Origin of the sequence: Nostoc sp. (assembly GCF_036917435.1) — a bacterium.
In the GTDB taxonomy this organism is placed as follows: Bacteria; Cyanobacteriota; Cyanobacteriia; order Cyanobacteriales; family Nostocaceae; genus Nostoc.
In genome coordinates this window covers 166,099-192,654 of sequence record NZ_JBALDM010000058.1, presented here as the reverse complement: position 1 = coordinate 192,654, position 26,556 = coordinate 166,099, and the positions used below count along the sequence as shown (strand labels likewise).

Annotated in this window: 19 protein-coding genes; 12 read left to right on the top strand and 7 right to left on the bottom strand. The window is 41.2% G+C overall.

Annotated features, from left to right (window positions below; genetic code table 11):
• Positions 1-184 precede the first annotated feature (184 nt).
• Both V7K98_RS28285 and V7K98_RS28280 read left to right on the top strand, forming a co-directional pair.
• Entirely contained in the window at positions 185-622 is a 438-nt protein-coding gene (locus V7K98_RS28285; RefSeq protein WP_335028051.1) for a DUF6918 family protein, read from the top strand.
• A gap of 319 nt (positions 623-941) precedes the next feature.
• Positions 942-1,853 carry a M23 family metallopeptidase gene (locus V7K98_RS28280; protein ID WP_335028049.1) on the top strand — a complete coding sequence of 304 codons (912 nt, stop codon included), beginning with the start codon at positions 942-944 and terminating at the stop codon, positions 1,851-1,853.
• A 127-nt stretch (positions 1,854-1,980) separates the two neighbouring features.
• Here the strand turns inward: V7K98_RS28280 and V7K98_RS28275 are convergent, their stop codons facing one another.
• Complete coding sequence (locus V7K98_RS28275; RefSeq protein ID WP_335028047.1) at positions 1,981-2,748, bottom strand: circadian clock KaiB family protein; 768 nt, start codon at positions 2,746-2,748, stop codon at positions 1,981-1,983.
• A 203-nt stretch (positions 2,749-2,951) separates the two neighbouring features.
• The gene (locus V7K98_RS28270; protein ID WP_335028045.1) at positions 2,952-4,235 is read right to left on the bottom strand and encodes a type IV pilus twitching motility protein PilT; all 1,284 of its coding nucleotides are present in this window, start codon (positions 4,233-4,235) and stop codon (positions 2,952-2,954) included.
• Between the two features lie 731 nt (positions 4,236-4,966).
• Here V7K98_RS28270 and V7K98_RS28265 point away from each other — a divergent pair.
• The 6 genes from V7K98_RS28265 (at position 4,967) to V7K98_RS28240 (ending at position 14,388) form a co-directional block, all read left to right on the top strand.
• Positions 4,967-5,341: a hypothetical protein gene (locus V7K98_RS28265; protein WP_334856564.1), complete on the top strand. Its 375-nt coding sequence runs from the start codon at positions 4,967-4,969 to the stop codon at positions 5,339-5,341.
• A 128-nt stretch (positions 5,342-5,469) separates the two neighbouring features.
• Positions 5,470-6,600: a non-hydrolyzing UDP-N-acetylglucosamine 2-epimerase gene (gene wecB, locus V7K98_RS28260; protein ID WP_335028042.1), complete on the top strand. Its 1,131-nt coding sequence runs from the start codon at positions 5,470-5,472 to the stop codon at positions 6,598-6,600.
• Between the two features lie 325 nt (positions 6,601-6,925).
• On the top strand, positions 6,926-8,134 hold the full coding sequence (locus V7K98_RS28255; RefSeq protein WP_335028040.1) for a NupC/NupG family nucleoside CNT transporter: 1,209 nt from the start codon (positions 6,926-6,928) through the stop codon (positions 8,132-8,134).
• A 254-nt stretch (positions 8,135-8,388) separates the two neighbouring features.
• Complete coding sequence (locus V7K98_RS28250; RefSeq protein ID WP_335028038.1) at positions 8,389-8,517, top strand: hypothetical protein; 129 nt, start codon at positions 8,389-8,391, stop codon at positions 8,515-8,517.
• A 186-nt stretch (positions 8,518-8,703) separates the two neighbouring features.
• Complete coding sequence (locus V7K98_RS28245) at positions 8,704-11,937, top strand: hybrid sensor histidine kinase/response regulator (RefSeq protein WP_335028036.1); 3,234 nt, start codon at positions 8,704-8,706, stop codon at positions 11,935-11,937.
• Between the two features lie 738 nt (positions 11,938-12,675).
• The gene (locus V7K98_RS28240; protein ID WP_335028034.1) at positions 12,676-14,388 is read left to right on the top strand and encodes a fasciclin domain-containing protein; all 1,713 of its coding nucleotides are present in this window, start codon (positions 12,676-12,678) and stop codon (positions 14,386-14,388) included.
• 342 nt (positions 14,389-14,730) lie between these two features.
• On the opposite strand, the gene V7K98_RS28235 is transcribed toward V7K98_RS28240, so the two are convergent.
• The 4 genes from V7K98_RS28235 to V7K98_RS28220 form a co-directional block, all read right to left on the bottom strand.
• Positions 14,731-15,396 (bottom strand): class I SAM-dependent methyltransferase, encoded by a 666-nt coding sequence (locus V7K98_RS28235; protein WP_335028032.1) that lies wholly within the window; start codon positions 15,394-15,396, stop codon positions 14,731-14,733.
• A gap of 676 nt (positions 15,397-16,072) precedes the next feature.
• Positions 16,073-17,005 carry an alpha/beta fold hydrolase gene (locus V7K98_RS28230; RefSeq protein ID WP_335028030.1) on the bottom strand — a complete coding sequence of 311 codons (933 nt, stop codon included), beginning with the start codon at positions 17,003-17,005 and terminating at the stop codon, positions 16,073-16,075.
• Positions 17,006-17,889: 884 nt separating this feature from the next.
• A complete protein-coding gene (locus V7K98_RS28225) occupies positions 17,890-18,396 on the bottom strand; it encodes a DUF4112 domain-containing protein (RefSeq protein ID WP_335028029.1) in 507 nt (168 codons plus the stop codon).
• 87 nt (positions 18,397-18,483) lie between these two features.
• Complete coding sequence (locus V7K98_RS28220) at positions 18,484-19,383, bottom strand: YihY/virulence factor BrkB family protein (protein ID WP_335028027.1); 900 nt, start codon at positions 19,381-19,383, stop codon at positions 18,484-18,486.
• Positions 19,384-19,551: 168 nt separating this feature from the next.
• Between V7K98_RS28220 and V7K98_RS28215 the strand changes: the two genes are divergently transcribed.
• From V7K98_RS28215 to V7K98_RS28205, 3 genes are all read left to right on the top strand, one after another.
• Complete coding sequence (locus V7K98_RS28215) at positions 19,552-20,016, top strand: hypothetical protein (RefSeq protein ID WP_335028192.1); 465 nt, start codon at positions 19,552-19,554, stop codon at positions 20,014-20,016.
• A gap of 247 nt (positions 20,017-20,263) precedes the next feature.
• Complete coding sequence (locus V7K98_RS28210) at positions 20,264-21,493, top strand: tetratricopeptide repeat protein (RefSeq protein WP_335028025.1); 1,230 nt, start codon at positions 20,264-20,266, stop codon at positions 21,491-21,493.
• A 474-nt stretch (positions 21,494-21,967) separates the two neighbouring features.
• Positions 21,968-22,726, top strand: coding sequence for a Uma2 family endonuclease (locus tag V7K98_RS28205; protein WP_335028023.1), 759 nt, complete (start codon positions 21,968-21,970; stop codon positions 22,724-22,726).
• Positions 22,727-22,815: 89 nt separating this feature from the next.
• Here the strand turns inward: V7K98_RS28205 and V7K98_RS28200 are convergent, their stop codons facing one another.
• Positions 22,816-23,538: a Uma2 family endonuclease gene (locus V7K98_RS28200; protein ID WP_335028021.1), complete on the bottom strand. Its 723-nt coding sequence runs from the start codon at positions 23,536-23,538 to the stop codon at positions 22,816-22,818.
• A gap of 411 nt (positions 23,539-23,949) precedes the next feature.
• On the opposite strand from V7K98_RS28200, the gene V7K98_RS28195 reads away from it, so the two are divergent.
• Positions 23,950-26,556 carry an ATP-binding protein gene (locus tag V7K98_RS28195; protein ID WP_335028019.1) on the top strand — a complete coding sequence of 869 codons (2,607 nt, stop codon included), beginning with the start codon at positions 23,950-23,952 and terminating at the stop codon, positions 26,554-26,556.

The window sequence follows — 26,556 nt, the reverse complement described above, 5'->3', positions numbered from 1 at the left end:
GATTTTCTTGTTAGGGCAATTCATGAATTGCCCCTAGTGCGTTAACTTTTGCGTAAGTCCTACTTAAGTAGTGAGAGCGTGATGTTCATAACATCCTCTAACTCTGATACCATTTTCTGTAATTTCCTGCTTGCTAAAAAAGTTAGTCGAATAAAAATTAAGTACTTAGATAAGGAAAAGTGAAATGGGACTTAGCGAAGGACTTTTGAACCCGACCAAAAAGGCTATGGTCATAGATGAATGTTGCAACATGATAGAAGGACAGCTGGCATCTAAGTCAGGTATGAGCGGCATTGCTTTGAAAACTGCCTTCGCTGCTCTGAAGGGAGTCAAGCCAGGGTATATCCCCTACGTTGTTGAGCAGATACTGCCACAGTGCTTGACAGCACTTGATCCCATCTGGAGCGAAGGCGTAGAGAAAGGCGATCCGATTGGACACCTAAATGCAAATCGCTCTAATACAGCAGATGCGCTACTGGGTGTCACTGATGCTAGAGTCAAGAACGCCAAACGCCAAATAGTGCGGGGAACTTATGAAAAACTTCGCGGTTCAGCCAAAAAGCACGTAGAAGAAGCAGTGCCAGATTTAGCTAAATTAATAGATAATTACACTAAAGTTTAAGGTATGAGGCAGGTGCAATATGACTTATGGAATTTGACCGCTCCTGAATTGAAGCCACTGAACTCTTGTAAGAAAAAAGGAAGCTGAGATAACAGTGGGGTCTTAAACCCTTGCTCTCTAGCGATTGATAAACGTATGCCAACCTTCGATACATCGATGGCTGGCATACGAGGTAGAAATTACACTTGTATTACAAAAGTGTTTGGTGAGGATATTAAAGATGCTGTATATCCTAAACTTCCTGATATTTACCGAGTTAGCTTGAAACAGCAAATAATCAGAAACTATCTGAATTATTGTTTTAATAGGCTTGCAATTTATGAAAAAAGTTACTTATCGGTACCGGACTTATGGACTAATTGGGTTAATATCCTTAATCGCTGTATTAAGTACAAGTACATCTGCCCTAACACAGTTAGCTACTGATTCTCCAATTGAGCAAACTCCTATCCCTGCTTCTAACTTAATCTGGCCGACTCAAGGGTTTATTTCTCAAGGCTTCCGCAAATATCAACATGAAGGAATTGATATTGCAGGGGCATCTGGAACTCCGATTGTTGCTGCTGCATCGGGTAGAGTTATAAAAGCAGGTTGGGATAATTGGGGATTAGGCAATGCCATAACTATTAAACATCTTGATGGCAGCATTACTGTTTATGGTCACAATCGCCGTTTGTTGGTGAGCAAGGATCAACAGGTGATTCAAGGTCAAATTATTGCTGAAATGGGATCTACGGGCAATAGTACAGCACCTCATCTCCACTTTGAAGTTCATCCAAATGGTCGAATAGCAGTTGATCCCCTTCGTCTGTTAACATCTTTAACTGCAAGTGTTACTCCTGCTTTTAAAGTTCAGCAAGTTGATAACCCGAACCGCCCAGTCTCCGCACCTTCAGGAGGAAAGCAAGTTTCACCTTTACAGCCAATTTCAATAGGTTTTGCACCTCTTAATAATGAGACTAAGTGTCATGGAGTTATTCTCATTGAGGGTGAGAATGCAAATATTCGTGTACAAGTCTGTGAAGAAAATGGTCAATTATTTTATATTGGGCAGTTAAAGAAAGACTCAAGTAAGCCTATAAAAATTGCAGCTTTAAATATTGGCAAAGGCAAATATCGAGCAGATAATGGTAGTTTTTATTATTTAGTTAGCTCTGAAAGAGTGGAAGTTTGGCGAAATGGCACTCAGATGCGTTCTGACAAATTTTATACTTTAACCAAATCGCCATAAAGCTAGTATCCAATATTTGGTTTGATTGCGATCGCAAAGCAGATCATAGGTTTCAATCCCTAATAGGGGTTTTAGTTGATTGCGATCGCAATATTAACTAAGTTGAAGCCGATGTTAGCGATAAAACTTAAAATTTTTCCTTAGCAGCTAACATGTGTAAAATCTTTTCTACATGATCCAACTCTCCAACAATTCGCCGAATTGGGTGTGGCCAAACCTTCACAAGGGTAGGAGTTGCAGAAACCTGGTTGAGTTCTGCTTGTTCTGGATGAGTTAAAACATCAATCACTTTTAGAGTATAGGGATGTCCCAGCGATCGCTCCAACAATTCGTGTAAATTTTGCAGAATGCGTTCGGTAGTACTGCTATGTCCTGCTACAAACAAACGGAGAACATAGCCTTGTGTGATTTCTTCCTTTTTTTGTACTATTACTGGTTGGTGGTATTTTGGTACAGGTTCAGAAAGGTCTAGACGAACAATTAAATCGTGATCTTCCCAAAGCTGCGGGAATGAAGAACGATAAGTTGTTAATACCATGCGATCGCACAACCCATCTTGCCAAGGGGCTGCTTGCCATGTTAACTCCCCTGTGCCAAAAATGGCATTAAGTAAAGCTTGATGTCTAATTACAGCCGGATAACCTTCAGCGAAAGTTCGCACTTGTTGAGTACGCGGATCTAACCAGTGGTCAATAGTCGCAGTATAACAAGGCACTAAAAAGTGCGGTGGCTCTGGTAAATCTAGAATTTCTTGTAAAGCCGAACACAAATGCAAGTGCCATCGACCTTGCTTGCTAGGGTCGATGCAGTAAATTAAATCTCCTCCAGGTGTAAATAAGGCAATGCCTTTAAACAACTGAGGTGTAGATAGTTTGTTTGTTGTCAAGTTATTCACAAAGGCTAGCTAAAAGTAAAAAATTCTCTCTTTTACCTTTTACTTTAGCTATAACTCCAACCAGGATCAGAAAGATATTTGGGATTGGGTGGAGATGAGGGAGATGAGGGAGATGAGGGAGAATAATTATTGACTACTAACTATTGAGCAATGCCCCATGCCCCATGCCCAATGCCCCATCCCCAATGCCCCAATCCCCAATCTTAAACTCGACCTCTGAGAAACTGTGCCATTTCGTTAGGAGTTGGCGACATTTCCAAAGCAGTTTCTTCAGTGATGCGTCCGTCTTGATAGAGATTTAGCAACGACTGATTCATCGTAATCATGCCGTCAAAGCTAGCTTGTTTCATCAACTCGCCAATTTCATCATACTTACCATCTTTGATCCATTCTTTAATCGCCTCAGTATTGATCAGCACATCATGGAAAGCAGCCCGCTTTCCGTCAGTTGTGCGACACAAACCTTGAGCAATTACTGACACTAAAGACTCAGAAATTGCCACCCGCATTGCATCCTGTTCGTCACCAGAGTAAAGATTGAGAATCCGTTCAATAGTTTTGACAGCGCTATTGGTGTGCAGGGTTCCCATAACTAAGTGACCAGTCTGAGCGGCTTTTAGGGCGGTGTTGACTGTTTCTTTGTCCCGCATTTCTCCCACCAGAATCAAATCTGGATCTTCCCGCAAAGCTGCTTTCAAAGCGTTGTCAAATTTCCGGGTATGCATTCCCACTTCCCTTTGTTTGACTAAAGACTTGCGGCTTTGATGGATAAATTCGATCGGGTCTTCAATGGTGATGATATGCTTGGCCATCTCCTTATTGATGTAGTCAACCATCGCCGCCATTGTGGTGGACTTACCAGAACCAGTAGGCCCAGTCACTAAAATTAAACCTTTGTGGTGATGACAAATATCCCGAAAAATTGGGGGTAAATTCAACTGTTCCATAGTTAAGATTTTCAGTGGAATCAACCGCAAGACCATTGCAGGCCCTCTAAGGGTGCCAAAAACATTAATCCGCACGCGAGCAAAGTCATATTGAGTTGCTCCATCAAATTCTAAGTGTTCTTCAAAGCGCTGAATTTCAACCTCACTCATCACCTCCCGCAACCAACTCATGAAACCTTCTTTATCTGTTTCTGGATAATCCGTTGATTGAATTTCTCCTCGGCTGCGGAAGCGGGGTACTTCACCTACTCCCAAGTGAAGGTCAGAATATCCCTGATCGTAAGCTAGCCTGATTAACTTCTCTAAAGTTGGCCCCGCACTGCTGTTTTTAGGGGGAACTGAACTAGGTATTGGCGGTGGGCTAACTGGACGATGACCTGCAACAGGAGTGTTAGGACTCCTCTCCATTGACATATCCAATGTTTGTGTCATCTGCCTCTGCGTGCTAAAGGTTGGCGGAGGTGGCGGCATTGGAGGCGCTGGGGGCAGGTTACGTTCGGTAACAGAGTTAGAATTTGATGCAGACTGTGATTCTGTCATATATCTTCACATTTGGCAGTTAAAAAGTTGAATTAGCGAGAAGTCAAGTCACTTACTTCGATGACTTTTGGAGAATGCTTGTGTGCAAGCTCTGGTGGTGATGGGAGACGATTGAAACTCTAGAGCCACGGTCAATCCATTTCATCCACCTCAACTGGTATCTTTTTTCCTAAGATTCCACTAATCAGAATATTGAGAAAAATTATTTAACCTATCTAAACTGGTTTAACACACCCAATGGCTCAAAACGCCTCAGCAAAAGCACAGGGATTGATTGGTGCTTTACAATACTTTTGATAAAACATAAATATTCTCAGCCCTTAGATGAGAAATTTATCTCAGGTGTAAATATGAATTGCCAGCAATTAACAGCACAAATACTGACTGTTCATTTATTCAGCCCATTTATAAATTATGAGAATTGCTGTCCTTTTTTATAAGAAATGTTAAGTTGAATAGGAGCAATATCTGGGGATCAAGATTAAAAGCTGATACCTTTTAGGTTACATATCTGAAGGTAGATGCAGAAAAGAAGTTATTTTGATAGACATAAACTTGACTTTAGATCCACAATTACAAAAAAGTAACTGTAAACTTTAGTAAACAAATGCTCATTTTCCTGATTAGTTTTTATATACTAAATTTCACTGAGAAACAAATTCAGTTAACTCGCAAAAAGCGGGATATAACTGAAAATTAAAATTTGTTGTGTATTTTTGGGAGGAAAAGTCATGGTTTCTGCTCAAAGCTCTAATCAAGGAAAGACCTACTCCTTGTTGATGATTAAAAGCTTTTTAATATGGACTTTTACATTAGCAGTTTGCTTGTTAGTTGTGGGTTTTCCATTAGTTGTCTTGATGGCTACAGTTGGATGTCTGTTGTCGATCGTTTTGCAATCTGTGATGCCTGTTAGTGCTGTTTTGCTTGTAGCAGGCGCTCTAATCATGTTTAATGTGATGGCAGTTTTATTGGCTGCGGGTGTGCTAACTATTAAAGGAGTTCATCCCAATGAAGTCAAATGGTTAAGCTGGCTGCATGGAGAGGCAGACCAAATGCAGGCTACTGTTTATGCTGCTTGCCCTTTAACTTGTGAGATTAAAATTTAGTCATTACAGGTGAATACGACAAACAGTGTGTCTGCCCGGTTAAGCCGGGTTTTTTCATGGTTATTTGTCATTTGTGAAGATTGACCATTTACTATTTACGATAGACGATTAAGTAATCACATTGACAAATGACTAATCAAAAACGGGTTTGCATTATCTTGGGTACTCGTCCCGAAGCGATTAAACTTGCTCCAGTGATTCAGGTTTTTCAGAAATCTTCAAGTTTTGAGTCGCAAGTAATTTTAACTGGACAGCATCGGGAGATGGTTGAGCAAGTTATGCAGCTGTTCAAGATTAAGGCAGATTATAACTTGGAAATTATGCAGGTTCAGCAATCTCTAAATGATATTACATGCCGCAGTTTGCAAGGGCTAGAAGCATTATTTAAAGAGAAAAAGCCAGATTTAGTAGTGGTACAAGGAGACACTACAACGGCTTTTGCCGCAGCTTTGGCAGCTTTTTATCAAAAAATTCCTATCGGTCATGTAGAAGCAGGTTTAAGAACTGATGATATCTTCAATCCTTATCCAGAAGAAGCTAATCGGCGGTTGATTTCTCAAATTACTCAGTTGCACTTTGCGCCGACTCCTTGGGCTGTGGAAAATTTGCACCGTTCTGGTGTTTTGGGTGAAATTCACATGACGGGTAACACGGTGATTGATGCGTTGTTGAATGTAGCCGCAACTCAAACTGTTTGTAATATACTAGGCTTAGACTGGGATTCACATCGCGTTCTGTTAGCAACGGTTCATCGGCGGGAGAATTGGGGAGAACCTCTGTTAGCGATCGCTCAGGGCTTTTTACAAATCTTAGAGAAGTTTCCTGATACAGCATTGCTTTTACCATTACACCGCAATCCGACAGTGCGAATTCCGTTGCAAGAACTTTTAGGGAATCATCCCCGAATTTTCTTGACGGAACCTCTAGATTATGGCGAATTGGTGGGAGCAATTGGGCGATCGCATCTTTTGCTTACAGACTCTGGTGGGTTGCAAGAAGAAGCCCCCAGTTTGGGAAAACCAGTACTGGTTTTGAGAGACACCACCGAAAGACCAGAGGCTGTTACAGCCGGTACAGCCAAACTTGTAGGGACTACGAGTGAGAACATTTTTGCTGCTGCTGCTGAGTTACTGGGCGATCGAGATGCTTATGAGGCAATGGCAAATGCAATTAATCCCTTTGGAGATGGACATGCAGCAGAGCGCATTTTGCAGATTGTGCAAAATTACTTGGGTCTTTCATCAGAAACATCAACTTAGAAACTTAAAAAAATAAATCTCTTGTGGGGTGGGCATCTTGCCCGCCCTAATTGTGCAAATTAAATGCACGACAGCTTATAACACTTCTGTATGAAGATGCGCTAAACCATATTTAAGTACAAGAAAGAGAAACGAACCGCAAAGGACGCAAAGGACGCAAAGAAAGAAAGAAGTTAAAAGGGTTTGGCGCAGCCTCACAAAGAAATGGTATTACTTTGTAAAAACAGAATGGAAAAAGTAATTAACTACAAAGCCACAAAATAAGGCGTATTTTTGTGTATGCTTTGTGGCCAAGTGCCTTAGCGATATCTTTCCGGGAGTAAATATGGAACGCGCCATCTCTGCGTTGGGAATTTTAGTTTTTATCGGGATATCCTACGCCTTCTCGGTTAATCGTCAAGCGGTGCGTTGGCGTATAGTGGGGTGGGGTTTGGGATTAGAATTTGCATTGGCGCTGGTGATTCTTAAAACTCCTTGGGGTTTAAATGTGTTTAAATTTCTGGGAGATTTTGTCGGTAAGTTTTTAGCATTTTCTGATGTTGGTGCCAAATTTGTTTTTGGAGAAAATTTTAAGGATCATTTCTTTGCGTTCCAAGTGCTACCGACAATTATCTTTTTCTCTGCCTTCATCAGCGTTTTGTATTATTACGGCATTTTACAGCGAGTGGTAAATGTGATGGCGTGGGTAATGATGAAGACGATGAAAACATCTGGTTCTGAATCTTTATCTTGTGCAGGTAACATTTTTTTAGGGCCAACAGAGTCAGCGCTGATGGTTAAACCATACATAGCGAAAATGACGCAATCAGAACTTCATGCTGTGATGACTGGTGGTTTTTCGACAATTGCGGCTGGAGTATTAGGGGCATATCTTTCTTTTGGGATACCAGCAGAACACCTAATTGCGGCTTTTTTTATGACTGCTCCTACATCGTTGGTGGTATCAAAATTGCTCTATCCAGAAACAGAAGTATCAGAGACGGTTGGAAAGGCAAAGGCAGATATAAAAACTAATTATGTAAATGTAATTGATGCTGCTACTACTGGAGCCATTGACGGCGTGAAGCTAGCAGTTAATGTTGGGGTGATGATTATCGCCTTTTTGGGATTATTGGCTGCTTTAAATGCACTGCTGGGATGGTTGGGAGCATTTGTAGGTTTACAACAACTGTCATTACAGTGGATTTTGTCTTTTGTTATGGCTCCCGTGGCGTGGCTGATGGGTGTACCTTGGGCTGATTGTCGGCAAGTTGGGGCTTTATTGGGTACAAAGACAATTCTCAATGAGTTTATTGCTTTTTTAGATTTGAAGGCACTAATGGAAAGTGGTAAAATTTCTCAACGGGCAGTAATTATTGCGACTTACGCCTTATGTAATTTTGCAAATATAGGTTCAATTGGCATTACTATTGGTGGCATTACTGGGATAGCACCTAATCGCCAGCATGATTTAGCTCGTATGGGTGTAAGATCAATGATTGGCGGCTTATTAGCGGGTTTTATTACGGCTTGTATTGCTGGGATATTGATTTGAAAAAGAATTTAGAAGTCAGAATAGGCTAAACGCCCCGCGATCGCTAACAGGAGTTAGCATAAAAAATCACGGGTTTGAATCCTCCACTTTCTTGTTGATTATCAATTTATATTTGGTAGGGTATGCTAAGTACATGTTTTAATCTGATTTATCACAAAAAAGGTGATTAAAACACTTAACACACCCTACTTAAGATTTACTTCTAATTTTTTAGAGATGAATCCAGTTCAAAGGTGGATGAACGGAGTTCTGATATGGATGAACGGAGTTCTGAGGTGGATGAACGGAGTTCTGATATGGATGAACGGAGTTCTGAGGTGGATGAATCCAGTTTTAATATTCACTTTCAGAATTTATACCAATTTAATGTGAAGCTGCACTAAATGAGTAACTCTCTATTCTTGGCGCTCTTGGCGTACTTGGCGGTTCGTTTAATAATATTCTGTGCATCTTCATACAGAATTGGTATTAGATTTTTGACTTTTTGAAGAAGTAGGGGATTTGGGCAGCAACTTTTGTTTAACTAACGCGAATTCTACGTTAAATTTAAATTTATTTAACTTAATAAAATGCCAGACGCGGAAAAGTCTCAAAACCAGCTGGCTAATGAAAAGCTGCTGCACCGGCAAGTTAGTAACAAAACCAATTATTCGCTGCTAGCCAAAAAAGAAGAGGGAATGGTGCTTCTGTTGGCTGATGGCACTATCCAAGCTTGCAATGCAGATAGCGATCGCATTTTAGGACTAACCGCAGAACAGCTTGTAGGGCAAAATCTACTCGATCCCAAGTGGAAATTTATTCATGAAGATGGCTCTCCTTTACTCAGTGATACTCACTCTGCGATCGCTGCTAAAATAGGTAAACCTTGCTTGAATGTAGTTTGTGGCTTTTATAAGCCAAATGGTGAGCTAGTCTGGCTATTGTTGTCTTCACAACCTTTATTCCAAGGTGGAGAAACTATTCCCTACGCGATCGTTACAACTTTTTCGGATATTACAGAATTTAAGCAAGCGCAACTTGAGGAAAACTCTAGCTCTATTGAAGATACTCAACAAGTTGATATAAATGAATTTCAGGCACTGTGGGATAGTCAACGTTTATTTCAACAAATTGCTGGCACTCTTCCGGGGATACTTTACATATATGACCTAATTGAGCAGCGCAATGCTTACGTTAATTACGAAATTGCTCAAAGTTGGGGCTACATACCAGCAGAAATTCAGGCAATGGGAAAGGAGTTATTTAACCAACTTCTCCATCCTGAAGATTTAGCCCGACTCCCTAGCTATTTTGAAAAATTTAATTCTACTCGTCAGGGTGAAGTCTTCAGCTTTGAGTACCGAATTCGCCACGCTAATGGAGAATGGCGTTGGTTTTGTAGCTATGACACTGTGTATAGCAGAACTGCTGAGGGATTACCAAAATACCTTTTAGGCATCGCCTTTGATGTTACAGAGCGACGACATATAGAAATTTCCCTGCGGCAAAGTAACGAAAGATTTGAACTAGCGGCGGCGGCGGTTAATTGCCTAATCTATGACTGGGAGATTGAAAGAATTACTGTGGAAAGAACTCAGGGTCTAACTGAGGTTTTTGGCTATACAGAACAAGAAGCTGAACCTACCTTCGAGTGGTGGCAAAAACTTATCCACCCTGATGACCAACAAAGAGTTAATGACCAGTTCATGGCTAGTATAGCCAATGGGAACCACTATAGCATTGAGTATCGAGTGCTTCACAAGGATGGCCGCTATTTGTGGGTGAAAGATCAAGGATTTGCTGTCCGAGATGCTAATGGTCAGATAGTTAGGGTAGTTGGTGCTAGTACTGATATTACCGAACAGCAAGTCGCGCTACGCGATCGCCAAGAAATTGAAACAAATCTGCGCGAGAGTGAAGAACGGATTCGGTTAGCGACTAACGCCGCAGAATTAGGGATGTGGTTTTGGAATATCACCACTAACGAGTTATTTTGGACAGAGAAATGTAAGCAGCTGTTTGGACTAAACCCAGAAGTCAAAATGGACTATGAGCTTTTCCTCAACAGTGTACATCCAGAAGACCATGAACGCCTCAACGAAGCGATCGCCCGCTCTTTTAAAGAAAAGGTTGACTATGACATTGAATACCGCAGTATTTGGCCTGATGGGAGTATTCATTGGATTGCTGCTAAAGGTCGTGTCTTTCACGATGGCGAGGGTAATCCAGTTCAGATGATGGGTACTACTCAGGATATTACTGAGCGCAAACAGGTAGAGAATGATTTGCGCCAGCGTGAAACTCAATTAAGGCGCTTAGTTGATTCCAATATTATTGGCATTATGTTCGCCACTGCCGACTACATTACTGACGCGAACGAGGCTTTTTTAGAAATGGTGGGTTATACGCGAGAGGAACTATTAGCAAGTAAGGTAAGCAGACAACAGATGACTCCAACGGAATATCAAGCTCTTGATGAGCAAGGGCTTGAGCAACTTTTAACGGTTGGAGTATGTAATCCTTTTGAAAAAGAATATATCCGCAAAGATGGTTCGCGCATTCCCATACTAATTGGTGGTGCTTTGGTGGAGAAAGAGCCGGCATCTTGGATCTGTTTTATTCTAGATTTAACCCCAAGGAAGCAATTAGAAAAGGCACTTAGACAACAAGCAGAGGAACTCAAAGAAGCAAACCGGAATAAAGATGAGTTTCTCGCTATTCTCTCCCACGAATTGCGATCGCCCCTCAACCCGATTCTCGGCTGGTCATCTCTGCTCAAAAGCCGCAAATTTGATGAAGTTACTACAAATCGCGCCTTGGAAACCATCGAAAGAAATGCCCAATTGCAGATTCAATTAATTGATGAGTTGCTGGATGTCTCCCGAATTATTCGCGGTAAGTTAAGCCTGACTTTTGCCACTGTTAACCTGGTATCTGTAATTGATGCTGCATTAGAAACAGTCCGGTTAACAGCAGAAACCAAATCTATTCAGATAAAAATACAGCTTGAACCCAATGTTGGTAAAGTGTCAGGCGATTATTATCGCTTGCAGCAAGTTGTAGGGAATTTACTCTCGAATGCTGTTAAGTTCACTCCCGCCAATGGTTCAGTGGAAGTCAGCCTATCATTGAGTGGGGAATTGAGTTCCGATTTCGCCCTAATTCAAGTTAAAGACACAGGTATTGGTATTTCCCCCGAATTTTTACCCCACGTCTTTGAATATTTTCGGCAAGCCGATGGCAGCACAACTAGAAAATTTGGTGGGCTGGGGCTGGGATTGGCAATAGTTCGCCATCTGGTAGAGTTGCATGGCGGAACTGTCACAGCAGCTAGTCCAGGAATAGGACAGGGAGCAATTTTTAGTGTTAGGCTGCCCGTGATGCAGGAGAGTCGGGTAGTAAGGGAAGCAAAGGAAGTAGACAAAGAATTTAACTCGTCACTCATCGCCGGAAGACGGATATTAATTGTCGATGATGATATTGACACACGGCAGTTTTTGCACTTCTTGCTCCAACAAAATGGGCTGCTGACAACAGTTGTAGCATCGGGAACTGAGGCGCTGGCTCTCATAGTCAAAACTATACCTGATTTATTAATCAGTGATTTAGGAATGCCAGAGATGGATGGCTATAACCTGATTAAGCTGCTGAGGGCTATGCCCAAGGAAGAAGGAGGGGATATTCCGGCGATCGCTCTTACGGCTTACGCTGGAGAAAGCGATCGCGATCGAGTTTTAGCGGCTGGTTTTCAGAAACATATTGCCAAACCAGTCCAACCTAATGAATTACTAACCTCAATTGCAGATTTGCTACAGCAGAGATAGGCAACCCTTCTGACTGGCTCAAAACGCACAAGGACGTTGCACTTCGATGAAATTCAAAAACCCTAGTTTATCCTTGGGTAGATTTTCATAAAATTGTTTTTTACAAAATAATTTTGGGGCATCATCGCATCAAAATTTTGATTGCGATCGCTAATTTGCATTCTATTATTTGAAATTATTCCATCAACAACAACTATCTAAGGAGTGAAAGTTTTTCCTCAAACCCTAGCCATTAGTTAGTTGTATAATATTACTAAAAGAATAATAATACACCATATCACTTAGAGAAATTTTATTTTTGAAATCTTGCAAAATATTATGATACATTGAGATCGACCACTTTAACCCCATTGGCAATTATAGAGAGACGGCTATTAAAAGCCCATAACTTTACTGCTTGCCGGCGATTTTAAACCTGAGAAAATCGCCTACTGGCATTAATCATCTTTATTCTTGCAACATACTACATTACCACAGAAACACTGCCTATCATTATTATTGCGATCTGCGGTTTCTGCAAAATCAAATAGGAATCCTAGTACTATGTGTGGTGAACATTTTGATTAATGTGATGAGATTTCAGAGCAGCTACTCATAATGTCCAACACTTTAATATTCCAGAGTTAACGCTTCGATATCGAGGCAAACCAAGCAATCCTCTGGATATTTCTATTCACTTAACCTTGCATCCAGTATTTTCCAGTAGTCAATCTAAGTATTTCAAGAGGGGATATTTCCATGTTTAGTTTTTCTCGTTGGCCATCAGCAAGGCTTGCTTTACTAGTTCTGGGAATGACAGCTGCCACAATAACTCCTATCGTAATTTCTGCCCCAGCTTCATCTCAAGATGCTGTTCCATCTGCAACACCAACCCCAAGTTCCACCCCAACTTCCACCCCAACTTCCACAGTTAGCTTATCTGATGTCTCCTCAGATTATTGGGCGAGTCCCTTCATTCAAGCCCTAGCTGACAATAGTGTAATTGCTGGCTTTCCTGATGGCAGTTTCAGACCAAACCAAGCTGTAACTCGTGCAGAATTTGCTGCACTTATTCAAAAAGCTTTCCCTAGCCAAAACCGAGTTCGGCAATTAGGCGCAGGTGGATTTAAAGATGTTCCGGCTGGCTATTGGGCGACTTCTGTAATTCAGTACGCCTACGAAACAGGATTTCTAGCAGGCTATCCTGGAAACGTGTTTAAACCAAGCGAACAAATACCTAGAGTACAGGCGATCGTTGCTTTAACAAGTGGTTTGGGTTTAACTGCTAGCAGCACTGGAAGCAGTACCGATCTCAGCACCTATTACACGGACGCTTCCAATATTCCAGGTTATGCTGTTGCAAGTGTTACTAGCGCAACCCAATCTAATATTGTTGTTAATTATCCAGATGTCAAACAACTCAATCCGCAACAACCGCTAACTCGTGCAGAAGCTGCGGCACTGTTGTATCAAGCTTTGGCTAAACAGGGACGGGTACAACCAATTGCTAGCAATCTTCCAGCTAGTCAGTACATTGTGGGTGGAACTGCTGGCGGCACTCAAACGGGTACTGATATTGTTTCTCTTGCTGCATCCAGTAATTCTTTGACAACTCTGACTTCTTTATTAAAGACAGCTGGTTTAACAGATATTCTTCAACAACCAGGCCCTTATACAGTTTTCGCTCCCACCGATCAAGCGTTTGCTGCCTTGCCTGCTGCAACATTACAGCAGTTACAGCAACCAGAAAACAAACAAGCATTGATTAAGATTTTGACATACCATGTCGTTCCTGGTGCAGTAAGTTCTAGTCAACTCACAGCTGGGCAATTGAATACTGCTGAAGAAAAACCGGTAAATATTCAAATCGATCGCGCTAGCAATCAAATCTCGGTGAATAATGCCAGAGTTATCCAGGCAGACGTTAAAGCTAGCAATGGTGTTATCCATGCAATTAACCAAGTCCTTGTGCCGCCTGATGTTAACATCAGTCAGTTAAATCAACCACCAACAGGTAATACAGATGGCACAACGCCTAATGTTAAACCGGGTAGAACTACTCTTGGTGGCCCTAGCTATATCGGGGGTGGTGGTAACATTGGTTTGAGCGGTAACGATACAGCTTTAAGCGATGGTAACTTTGCAGTAATCAGCAAAATTGGTCTGACACGCAATATCTCAGTCCGGCCATCAGTGATCTTTGGGGATGATACATTGTTTATGGTTCCCTTGACTTTAGATTTTACTCCTCGCGCAACTGCTGAGGTGGGTCAACGAACCTTCGCTATAGCTCCTTATATTGGCGCTGGCGTAGCCATTGAAGCTAATAAGAATACCGATATTGGATTACTGCTAACTGGTGGTGTAGACATTCCTCTCGGTTCCAAATTTACGTTAAATGGGGCTGTAAATGCTGCTTTTTTGGATGACACTGATGTCGGGCTACAATTAGGACTTGGCTACAACTTCTAAGTAAAAGGGATTGGGGATTGGGGATTGGGGATTGGGGATTGGGGATTGGGGATTGGGGATTGGGGATTGGGGATTGGGGATTGGGAGTAATCACCTAAAAATAATGGTTGGGGCTTTTACCCATTACCAAATTTTAAAAAACTTTTCCCAGTTCCCAATCCCAAAGCGGCGAACATCGCGCCACTCAACCATGAGTTAGTAGACGACTGCTACGCTTCTACGGCGCTAACGCCGCTACAAGTTGAAGATAGAAGTAGGGGCAATTCATGAATTGCCCCTAGGTAGAAATAAAGGTTTCGGCTGGTGTTTCCATAATTTATAAGAATTAGAAATCAAACTATACTAAAATCGCTTGATAGCTAAAGTCAGTCCATCGGCGATCGGGACAAGGGAAAGTGTAACCCGTTCATCATGATGTAACTTTTCGTTAAGCGCTCGGATAGCTTGGGTGTTTTCATCTTGAATTTGCGGGTTGGCAACTTGTCCTGACCATAAAACATTATCAATAGCAATCAATCCACCTGGACGAATTAATTGCAGCGATCGCTCATAATATCCATCATAATTTTCTTTATCCGCATCAATAAAGGCAAAATCAAATGTCTCGGCTTCTCCAGATGCCAAAAGCGCATCTAGAGTTTCCAAACCTGGAGCTAGTCGCAGATCGATTTTATGGGCAACTCCAGCTTGCTGCCAATATCGCCGAGCGATCGCAGTAAATTCTTCACTCACATCAGCAGCGATAATCTTACCATCTTCAGGAAGCGCTAAAGCAACTGAGAGTGAGCTATAACCTGTAAATACACCGACTTCCAGAGTTTTCTTGGCTCCAATCAGCTGTACCAGTAGTCTCATAAACTGCCCTTGTTCAGGTGAAATCTGCATTGTGCTTCTGGGATGGCTAGCGGTTTCTTGGCGCAACTTCAAAAGAATCTCTGGTTCCCGCAGCGAAACGGATAAAAGGTAATTATAGAGTTGGTTATCAAGACCTAAAGACTGTTTTGGCATGATAGATCGGAGAATTAAAAGAAACTACAGCTATACTATCGCCTAAGAGTGGTTTTTTAGGAATCACCAATGTACCAATCAAGGTTAAGATTTTTCTGCTCAATACAATTGTCTAGCTTGATATTTAATTTTCACGTGATACGATGTCCCCTTGATTATTTATTAAACCCGAAGAACCCCACCCCGCAAAAGCTATGCTTTGTCTCCCCTCCCCGCTAGCGGGGAGGGGTTGTTTTATTATGGATAATTTGGCGGACATGATATGAGTCCCATAAGGAAATTTAGAAAACTGGCAAAATGGCAACCATACTCTGATTCACCAAGTTAAATTGTACAAAGATAAACGACTTCAAAGATTTTTTTATCAGGGGCTATCACACAAGTAAATTGCTTTCGTCAAACACCCTCTAAGTGATTTATAAAAATACTATCTCTAGCAATTATTTGCAGAGGATTTTTCTCGGCAGATAAATATCAATAATCAGGTTTGGCATTTGCTGCAACAGGAATATTAAATGCGTATAGGCGTTGTTATTGAAGTACGCATTAGCCCCCAAATAACGGGTAACGTCTGTATACATTCCTGTTCACTTCAGCAGCAAATGGCAGAGTGGGAGTTTGAAAGCTAACTGATATGCTTCCTCCCACTCTTTTTTTATCGAAACAGAATTCTTATTCAAAATTTAGTATCCCGTAAAAACTCAAGAATCGCTGCATTCAACTCCTCAAAAGCACCTGTTGAGGCATCATGATAGCAGTTAGACAAAATTTGGAATTTGGAATTGGGGATATGCTGATGTAATTTTTCACCATGACTAACAGGAAACCAACTATCTTGATCGCCCCACAAAACTAGTGTAGGACATTTAATTGCACTCAGGTTATTTTGAATTTGGGTAAGCATATTTGGTTTATTTACTTGCCAATTCTCAATTTCTCGCGCTGCTATTTGTAACTCTTCGGCAACTTTGGCAATCGTACCAGGAAATTCAATAAATGGGTAAGTTATCCAATAGACATCTTCTTTTGTCAAAATTGACGGATCAAATAGTACCCTACGTCTTTCTATTGCCATAATTTCTCTTAGTAGAGGTGCAAACAAATATGCCAAACGTAAGGAGTCAATTGTTTCTATTACTTCTCGAGGGATTTGGGCAAGTAACGACATACCCCAATGAGGTAGTTGTTTAGTAAAAACAGGTACATTTACTACTATAAGCTGCCCGATTAACTGCGGACTTTCTTGAGCTAGGGCAAGGGCAACTAATCCCCCCAGAGATTCAGCTACAATTATTGCTGGTTCATCACACAATGCCTGAATAATTCTTTGAAACTCAATAATCTGATGACCATTATGTTCTCTACGAGACAATGCTTTTTCGGAATAACCAAAGCCTTTAGCATCAAAACAAATGACCCGAAAATGTTTAGATAATGCTGCTATGCTATGCCGCCAATTATAGCTCCAGCTACCCATTCCATGTAATAAAATTAGCGGTTTGCCTCTACCTTTTTCGCCATAGGAAATTTGTACAGGATACCCTTGAATATCACTAATAATTAGATTTTGCCGTCCTTTAGGGAAGGTAGCTTGCCACCAATCTTTCATTATTTTATCAATAAATAATTTAACTATAGCAGTCTGTTTTGATTTCGGAATTTATTCGGTTACACCATTTTTGTATGAAGATGCGCTTATAAAACTGATGTAAAACTACAAACTGTAGGGGCAATTCATGAATTGTACCTACGTGAATAAAGTGCAGTTTCATATAGGAATCCGGTTTGATTTCTGAAAATATATGTAGGGTGCGTTACGAACTCCGTTCTAACACACTTTACAATACCTGTATAACGTGAAACCCTTGTGAAGAAACGATCTTGAGTTCAACTCACTTACCATGAAGATCCGCGTCACCCCACCCCGCTTTGCAGATGCAAAATCTCCCCTCCCCTTATTAAGGCTACGATGTACACACAAGTCTTTGGTGAGGTGATTTGCGGTTAAGTCTTATATCTTATAGTCCCTAAGAAACCTCACCCTGGTTTTACTGCGTAAAACCTGTCCCTCTCCTTAGTAAGGAGAGGGATTAAAGATAGGACAGGGTAAGGTTTTTCTTTTGTTTTGGGTAATTCGATGACTTGTGTGTACACCGTAGCCGATATTTTGGGGAGGGGATTGAGGGATGAGATGAAGAGTGCTGAGTGCTGAGTCAGGTAAAATGCCTGTGGAATAAGCGTTTGAGCTTAAGTTGACACCAATGGGCACTGCCGTGCCCCTACTGATGTAACTCATTCAACCGAGAACCGCTATATGAGTTCTATAATTTTGCTAATTTAAGTAAATAGCGACTAACAATAAATTCAGCAAATCATCAGTCTAGTCACGGTAATTTTTGTGTCATAATCTAAATTTAAATTACGAATTACGTAAAGCCTGCGGCATAGCTTCGCTTAACGCGGAGCGTACCGAAGGCTCTATTACGAATTATTTTAACCCCCAGTTAAAGCGTTCCACAGCATTCTAATTAGTATCACTGGTAATGCTACTAAAATAATCGATATCAGCAATAATCCAACCAAAAGGGCAATGATAAACCACCTATCTGCACTCTTTTGTTCGCTGGGAAATTTTAAGTATTCTTCCAAGAGCTTGATGTTATTAATGTTAGCTTTCCAGGCAAAATCAAACAAGTCTCCTAAAACTGGAACAGCGCCTACCAAGCCATCAAGGATAACATTTACAACCATTTTTCCTAAAGTGGCTCTAGATACACCCAGCCGCGCTGCTTCTAAGATGATGTAGCTAGAAAACATAACACCCAAAAAATCGCCACCAATAGGTATAAGTCCTATAATTGGATCTAGACCAAAACCAATCTTTGTACCAGGAATGGTAATAATATTATCTAGCAGCCGACTTAACTGGCGTAGGCGCTTCAAGGTGGGTGCTTTGGCATCAGGTTCAATCATTGAAAACCGAGGGTTAGAATCTGGCATGAAGGCGATCGCTAACTTTGCATTGAATCGTTAGATATTCTACTGCCCTACTGAGCTTTTGCAAAAGTTTTCTCAGGGATTTACAAATTAATATTTTTCGTTAGATTGCGACTGCATTTTTGGGCGCATATCTTCACCGACTGTTACATTCAACTGATCGCCAATTAAGAGTACAGCCGCGCTCATCGACAACCAGAGCATTAAAACTATCACAGCCCCTACAGCACCATATACTTTATTATAATTGCCAAAATTCGCCACATAAAGCCGAAATAGGGCAGACAATATTGCCCAGAAAACAGCTGCTAAAATTGCTCCAGGCATCATTGGTGTGCCTGAGTTCCACGCACTTGTCCCATAGCGATAGACAAAGCTAAAGGCGACAGCAACAATACTTAATGCTAAAGGCCAGCGTAACAGCTGCCAAAGATGCAATAAGAAGATCAAAGAAACATTTTCGCGTACTACCATTCCTAATAGCCAGTCGCTAGTAAACACTAAGAAAGAAGCCAGCACTAAAAGCAACATAGTACCGACTGTTAATCCCAGAGAGACAAGCTTGGCTTTCCAAAAGGGACGGATGTTTTCTGAAGGAATTTGATGAATTTGATCGAGGGCTGTCATAGCGGTACTAACCGCCCCGGAAGCAGTCCAAATTGCTAATACAAAGCTCAGAGAAAATAAGCTACTGTTTCTAGAATTGGTAATTTCTGTGGTGGCAAAATCACGAATCAGAACCAGGGCTTGTTCAGGTAGAACTTGACTAAGTTGTGCTGCTAATTGTTTAAAGGTAGCTTGTAAAGATTCTGCCAATAAGCCAATGGCTGTAAGGACAGCAAGAATCGCTGGAAACAGCGATAACATGGCATTGAAGGCGATTTCCGAAGCTAGTCCCAAAAGTCGCCTTTCCATTGTTCTAGCAAAAGTTTTTTTGAGTGTGCGCCAATTGAGGTGGCGAAAGAAGCGGAAAAAACGAGGGTTTGACATAATTTAGAGGTAAAACTGGTTAGGTTTCTTAACTACTGTGCCAAATTTGGCGTAGCGATCGCATTTATCTTTTTACCGCAATAATACCGAGTGGCGAGCAGGGGACAAGGAGAATACCCAATGCCCAATGCCCAATGCCCAGTGCCCAATTCCCAATTCCCAATAACTATGAATCAAGATTTTACACAAGAGTGGTTGACAGAAATCCAGGAACTTAGAGAGCAGATGGCGGGACTTCAGAGCGATCGCGATACGGCTTGGGAAAGTGCCCAAAAATGGCGTAAACTCTATAACACAGAAGCAGAACAACGCCGCACAGATGCCCAACTGTCCCAACAGGCGATCGCATCCTTGAAGGCAGATTTGCATAAACTGCGAGGTTTTGAGGTTGAAACACTGGCTGCTGAGACATCAGTAACAGCAATCCAAGAAGAAGTAAAACAGCTAAAATCTGTGGAGGAGTTGCAAGCTAAACTCATGAGTGCGATCAAAGAACGCGATCGCCTCTTGCAAGCTTTGAAAAGTGAACAGGATAATCACGCTCAAACCCGCAATAGCCTGACTACTGCCTTGGGTGATGCTATTGACAGTTTGACACGGGAACGAGCGGCAGGAGAAAAAGAGAGTCAATAATCCGCCTAAACCCCGGTTTTTTTAAGGAACCAGGGTTCTTGTTGTTCATGAATGATTTAGGACTGCTAAATTAATTGTGTCCAGGTACTTAGTACGTCATTTTGAATTTTGAATTCGGAGCGATCGCGTAGCGTCTCTCCGGCTTTCTTCAGTCAGAGACGCTTCGGAATTGCTGGAATAAGGTAAAAATAATAGGGCATGGGGATAATGAACTCATGCAGCTAACTCAAGGTAAGGTAAAGTACCCATGCTCAGGCGCTTAATTGTGATTGTGACTGCCGCTATACTCTTTAGCAACTCCTTGACATTGGCACAGACTAAAAAGCCCAAACCACCGGATAAATTTCCTCCTAGTCCCCTAGAAATTACCACACCCGATCCACTGCTACCACGTTTGCCCAAGGATAAACAACCGTTAACTCTCCAAGAACAGCAAAACTTAGAGCCAGCGCTAAGTACCTTAAATCAAGAAGCAGCAGCAAAACTGCAAGCAGGGGATAAGGTGACGGCCTTTGAAATTTGGAACCGGGAACTTCGTTTGCGGCGCTTTTTCGGGCCATTAGCAGAGGTGCAAGCACTATCACGAGTCGGGGCGATCGCCTGGAAGCAAAATGATAAAGAAGAAGTACAATATATTTTGCAGCGATTGCAAGCCATTCAAAAGCAGGAAAAATCTCAGAAAAAAACTGCCCAAGTTGATCTAGAATTGTGGCGATCGCTAGCCCAAGCTTACCAAGATGTGCGATCGATTAAACTAGCTGTAGAAGCTTACGACCAAGTTTTGTTAGTGGTGCGAGAGCAAAAAGATCCGATAGCACTAGTACAAATACTTGAGACAATGGGGGAACTACATTTAACTTGGTTTGATTATACCAAAGCTGCCCCAGTCTACGAAGAATTATTGGGTTTAGCGACTTCTCAAGGTGAGCAGATAAACGAGTTAACATATCTGCAACGGCTGGCTTACATTTATGAGCAGACAAAACAACCACAGCAGTCATTGAATGTACTTAATAGACTAGTAGAAATTTACGTTAGTGAAAATAATCTTACTCAAATCCCAGAATTAAAGCTAGCGATCGCTTCAAATTACGAATCTCTAGCAAAGAAAGATCCTAACTTACTGCTAAAAGCTTTTCAAAATTATCAAGAAGCTTATACCACTGCTTGGCAATTACTAGAATACGTTCGTGCTGGTGAAGCTTTGCAGAAGTTAATTGCACTGTACCGTTCTGAAGGACAAATAGACGAGGCTTTACAGACTAGCGAAATTCTTGTGCAGATACAGACGCAAGCTGCAAATTTTTACGGTGTGATGCAAGCTTATGACCAAATTGGGCAATTATATCTAGAACGCAAAGATTTTCCCCAAGCTTTAACAGCTTTTAAAAAAGGATTGGAAATAGCACAACAACTAAAATATAAAGAAGCATACTTTACGGGGCAAATTGAAAAAATCTCAAAGTCAAATTTGTAATTAGTATTAATCAATTCCTAAATTTTGGATTTCAAATTTTGGATTGAAATATTTAAAATCCCAAAATGCCTAATACCATTTCTTTATAAGGCTACACCAAACCTTTTTAAGTTCTTTCTTTGTGTCCTTTGCGTCCTTTGCGGTTCGTTTTTCTTTCCTGTACTTATGATTTAGCGCATCTTCATACATACTTGGTAAGTAGGTAGGCGTAATTAAATATTAAGATCAAACCTCACCCTCAATCCCTCTCCTTAGTAAGGAGAGGGAAGCCGGAGGCAGGATGAGATTTTATATTTAATTTGATCCACTTACTTATAAGAGTAAAAAAATAATCACATAAATTTATCCTGCGTCTTCTTGATACAATATAACTATAATCTTGGTTGTTCTTATGACCGACAAAAACTGATCATAAAGAGCAACTAAATTTATGGAAATTTTGAATTTTGAATTTTGAATTCGGAGCGAAGCGACGTGACTTCCCTATCGGCATTAACTTTACCCGATCACACCGACTTACCAGATTCAGATGGTACATTCGTGAAAAATCTTCAGGAGCATCCGCAAAGTATCTTAATTACAGATTCAATTAAACCAGTTTTAGAACAACGGCATCCTGACGGACAATATTGTATTGGACAAGATTCTGGTATCTACTGGCGATTGACAGATCCTCCTGAAAAAGGCGCTGAAGCACCCGATTGGTTTTATGTACCAAATGTACCGCCCACTCTGAATGGTAAAATGCGGCGTTCTTATGTGCTATGGAAGGAGTACATCGCGCCGTTGATTGCACTGGAATTTGTCTCTGGAGATGGTTCAGAAGAACGAGATAACACGCCGCCATCTCAAGGTGAAGGTGGAAATGTTGTTAAATTTTGGGTTTATGAGCAGGCGATTCGAGTCCCTTATTATGGGATTTATGAAGTAGCAAAAGCCCAGATTGAGGTATATCACCTAATCGATAATAGCTATCAACGAATGAAATCCAATGAACGGGGACATTACCCAATTGCTCCTTTGGGGGTAGAGTTAGGAATCTGGCAAGGATCTTATCAGAATGCAGAGTTACCTTGGTTACGCTGGTGGGATGCACAAGGAAATTTACTGCTAACTGGTGAAGAACGGGCAAATGTTGAGCGACAAAAGCGTGAGAGAATTGTAGAAAAATTGCGTTCGCTCTCTGTTGAACAACTCAATGCTTTAGAAATTGACTCCGAAATGTTGGATTAGGATGCTAGCTAAATACACTATAGCGGTTCCCATTCAGATGCATTACAACATTAATAAGCTCTACCATCGCTTATTGAGAAGTTACGAATCTACGACAATTTTTCTGGATCAATACCTAACGCATTCAACCTTTCAATTAACATTTTCACCTTTTGTTCAGCTTCCACCCGTTGCTGTTCTTCAAAAGCTGTACGTTCTTCGGCTTCCCTGATGCGTTCTTCTGGTGTCAGCAATCTTTGCCCTTCCTCGTCATACCAGTACAGCCACTCCCGCACTATACCTTGATAAATTCCTCGTTCTCGCCCAATTCCTAAACCAATCTCTGGTAGCCAAACAGGATTTCCTGATATTAAAATATATTCCCCATCAACTAAGTGATACACCTCCAAAGGCGACTTTTTACGCCGAAGGGGACTATATACAACGTAATATAAAATTCCTAATTCTTTTACATAGAATTCTTTCTTGGCGCTATATTCTTCCCGATAAATTTGAGAAACAACTTCTAGTGCTAAAATTGGCGGCTTTTTTTCTTCCCATAGCACATAACTTAGGCGTAAATCTTCATCAATGACACGTTTAACACCTAAACTGAGAAACCCATCAGGGACAACGGCTGGTTTATCTGGGTGATAATAGATACCCATATCAACACCAAAAAACCAATCCCAGCGATCGCACCAAACCAAAGCTAGTATCGTTTTTAGCAAGCCGGGAATTAAATTTTGGAGTTCATTATCCACAGGGGTGTCATTAGAGTCGGGCAATTCTTCGGAAGATGGCAAACAATGGAGCGGATTGTAGTTTAACATGAGCGGTTTTGCCAAATCTGATTTTAGACAGTAAGTAATTTATTGATGTGCGATCGCAGCGCCAGAATAAAGAACTATTTTTAGCTTAGGCGTAGCCTATCGTAGACATCACTTCTCTTCATTTTGAGTATTCAAAAGCAATTACAAGTGTAATTTTCTAATTAGGTAATTTTTCGGTACTGGCAACGAGAGTGTCTAACCCACAATAGCAAAAAAGGGTGGAATATTGTTCAACTAGAACATTCCAGAAGTTGCAGAGTATTCAATTTCATGGTGAATTTGGTAGTTCGGCTAATTACCTATACCTACCAAGAGAAAAAATATTTTCTCAACCTTGACTCCGAAAATATGGCGCACCTGGAACTTAGCTGATTTTTAGCCCGATTTTTGAATCGTACTTAAGTATCAGATATGTCACCACAGATCCATTCACGAATTTTAATCAAACACTTTCTAACCGTTTTTGTGCCCTTATCAGTCTTAGTTGGGAGTGTTGTAGGGGCTATCTACTACCAACAGGTACAAACTGAGAAAGTTGTATTGCAAACGAATGAACTTGGTAAAGTAGATTTACAAACAAAAGTAATTAGCGGAGACTTTCACTCGGTTGTCTCAGATTTGATGGTTATCTCTAAACAAAATGACCTACAGAGAATTTTAGAAGGAGTGGATGGAGAACAACAGGCACTTTCCAGAGAATTATTATTATTTTCTCGATATAAAAAACTTTACGACCAAATTCGCTTTTTGGATCGATCGGGTAAAGAAGTTGTCAGAGTCAACTTCAAAAAGGGTGAACCAGCGATTGTCCCCGAAGAAAAACTGCAAGTGCAAGCAAAGCGTTACTGGTTTAATGACACTTTGCGACTCAACCAAGGAGAAGTATTTGTCTCTCCCCTTGACCTCAACATTGACCAAGGTAAGATTGAACAACCCCTCAAACCAATGATCCGCTTTGGCACTCCCGTTTTTGATCGCCGTGGACAGAAACGAGGCATTGTAGTTTTAAATTATTTTGGCACTAAACTGCTGGACAATTTCAATCAAGCTTTTGCTAACGTCCTTAGCCAGGGAATGCTGCTGAATGCCGATGGTTACTGGTTAAAAGGGGCGAAATCTGAAGACGAATGGGGATTTATGTTTAGCGATCGCAAAAACCGCACTTTTGGTAAAGCTTTTCCCCAAGCATGGCAGCAGATTTCTCAAAAAGAATCGGGACAATTCCAAACTGCTGAGGGAATGTTCACATTTGCTACAGTCTACCCGCTTCTGGAAGGGCAAAAATCTAGTACGGGAGCAGGGCAGGCTTTTGCACCGAGCCAAAATCAAATTGATACCAAATCCTATTATTGGAAAATTGTCTCATGGGTGTCACCAGAGATGTTGACGATCAAATCAAACCGATTTTTGAGTCAATTGCTACTTCTATATGCTGGGTTAGTAGGATTAATTGGCATTGGTTCTTGGCTACTAGCAAGAGCTAGTGTCAATCGTCAGATGGCCCAGCTAGAGTTAAGCCAGTCTGAAGCCCAGTTACGAGAGCTAGTTGAGCGAGAAAAAATTCTTAAAACTCGTTTATCTAGTCAAATTCGTAACTCGCTGGATCTGAATACGATTTTGAGTACAGTAGTGGGTGAAGTTCGAGAACTGCTCCAGATCGATCGATGCCAGTTCCTTTGGTGTCATAAAGAAGACGAAGAGGAATCTACTAGCTTTGAATTAAGTCAGCAAGCCTGCGCTCCCGACTTGCCAGAACCCTTGGGCTGTTCTCCTATCCAGAATGTGGAAGCACTCAGTGAGGCTGTTCTCCAAGGGAATTTACTTTGCTTTGACGACATTGCGACAGATCCCTGGCTTGATTTCAAAAATCGAAATTTACTGGTGACATTGGGTTTTAAGTCTCTACTGATAGTTTCGGTTCAAACTCAGTCGGGTCGCTTGGGTGTGATTGTCTGCGAACATAGTAGAGCGCTGCGTTCTTGGAGCGATGATGAAGTGGAACTGATTCGAGGTGTGGCTGAACAGTTAGCGATCGCCATTGACCAAGCCCAATTGTATAATCAAAGCCGCGCTGCTACTGCTGCTGCAACTACTCACGCAGAACAACTCAACCAAGTTCTACACAATCTCAAACAGACTCAAGCTCAACTAATTCAAACCGAAAAAATGTCGAGTTTAGGTCAATTAGTGGCTGGGGTGGCTCACGAAATCAATAATCCAGTTAACTTTATCTACGGTAATCTGACCCATGTAAATGAATATACGCTCGGCTTGTTAGAACTGGTAGAACTCTATCAAAAGTCAAATGCTAATTCAACACCTGAAGTACAAGCTCATATAGAAGCCATCGACCTTGACTTTATGACTGAAGATTTACCTAAAATTTTAGTTTCAATGAAAATGGGAGCTAATCGCATTCGGGAAATAGTTCTATCCTTGCGGAATTTTTCTCGACTTGACGAAGCGGATATGAAACCTGTCAACATTCATGAAGGTATTGATAGCACACTACTAATTTTACAAAATCGCTTCAAACAAACGTCTGTAAATCCCGGAATTGAAATAGTAAAAGCTTATGGTGATATCCCTTTAGTAGATTGCTATGCCGGACAACTCAATCAGGTCTTTATGAATCTCATTAGTAATGCCATTGATGCCCTGGATAGTTATAACAGTCAGCGAACTCTTGAAGATATAAAAGCTAACCCCAGCCAGATTATAATTCGTACTAATTTAGGCAATGCAGATTGTATAACTGTGCAAATTGCAGATAATGGCCCTGGCATGAGCGAAGTAGTTAAGCAACAATTATTTGACCCTTTCTTTACCACAAAACCCGCAGGTAAAGGCACAGGATTAGGACTGGCAATTAGCGCTCAGATTGTAATAGAAAAACATAACGGTGCTATTTGGTGTATCTCGGAACCAGGACAAGGAGCAGAATTTTGGGTTGAGATTCCGATTAAGCAAAGTTCTAAACTAGCTACTGCAAGTATTGCTACTCCATCCAGAATTTGA

Excerpts from the sequence above, each read along its gene's own strand:
- V7K98_RS28285 (WP_335028051.1), top strand. The coding sequence starts at position 185 with ATGGGACTTAGCGAAGGACTTTTGAACCCGACCAAAAAGGCTATGGTC.
- V7K98_RS28280 (WP_335028049.1), top strand. The coding sequence starts at position 942 with ATGAAAAAAGTTACTTATCGGTACCGGACTTATGGACTAATTGGGTTA.
- V7K98_RS28270 (WP_335028045.1), bottom strand. The coding sequence starts at position 4,235 with ATGACAGAATCACAGTCTGCATCAAATTCTAACTCTGTTACCGAACGT.
- V7K98_RS28265 (WP_334856564.1), top strand. The coding sequence starts at position 4,967 with ATGGTTTCTGCTCAAAGCTCTAATCAAGGAAAGACCTACTCCTTGTTG.
- wecB (WP_335028042.1), top strand. The coding sequence starts at position 5,470 with ATGACTAATCAAAAACGGGTTTGCATTATCTTGGGTACTCGTCCCGAA.
- V7K98_RS28255 (WP_335028040.1), top strand. The coding sequence starts at position 6,926 with ATGGAACGCGCCATCTCTGCGTTGGGAATTTTAGTTTTTATCGGGATA.
- V7K98_RS28250 (WP_335028038.1), top strand. The coding sequence starts at position 8,389 with ATGGATGAACGGAGTTCTGAGGTGGATGAACGGAGTTCTGATATGGAT.
- V7K98_RS28245 (WP_335028036.1), top strand. The coding sequence starts at position 8,704 with ATGCCAGACGCGGAAAAGTCTCAAAACCAGCTGGCTAATGAAAAGCTG.
- V7K98_RS28240 (WP_335028034.1), top strand. The coding sequence starts at position 12,676 with ATGTTTAGTTTTTCTCGTTGGCCATCAGCAAGGCTTGCTTTACTAGTT.
- V7K98_RS28235 (WP_335028032.1), bottom strand. The coding sequence starts at position 15,396 with ATGCCAAAACAGTCTTTAGGTCTTGATAACCAACTCTATAATTACCTT.
- V7K98_RS28230 (WP_335028030.1), bottom strand. The coding sequence starts at position 17,005 with ATGAAAGATTGGTGGCAAGCTACCTTCCCTAAAGGACGGCAAAATCTA.
- V7K98_RS28225 (WP_335028029.1), bottom strand. The coding sequence starts at position 18,396 with ATGCCAGATTCTAACCCTCGGTTTTCAATGATTGAACCTGATGCCAAA.
- V7K98_RS28220 (WP_335028027.1), bottom strand. The coding sequence starts at position 19,383 with ATGTCAAACCCTCGTTTTTTCCGCTTCTTTCGCCACCTCAATTGGCGC.
- V7K98_RS28215 (WP_335028192.1), top strand. The coding sequence starts at position 19,552 with ATGAATCAAGATTTTACACAAGAGTGGTTGACAGAAATCCAGGAACTT.
- V7K98_RS28210 (WP_335028025.1), top strand. The coding sequence starts at position 20,264 with ATGCTCAGGCGCTTAATTGTGATTGTGACTGCCGCTATACTCTTTAGC.
- V7K98_RS28200 (WP_335028021.1), bottom strand. The coding sequence starts at position 23,538 with ATGTTAAACTACAATCCGCTCCATTGTTTGCCATCTTCCGAAGAATTG.
- V7K98_RS28195 (WP_335028019.1), top strand. The coding sequence starts at position 23,950 with ATGTCACCACAGATCCATTCACGAATTTTAATCAAACACTTTCTAACC.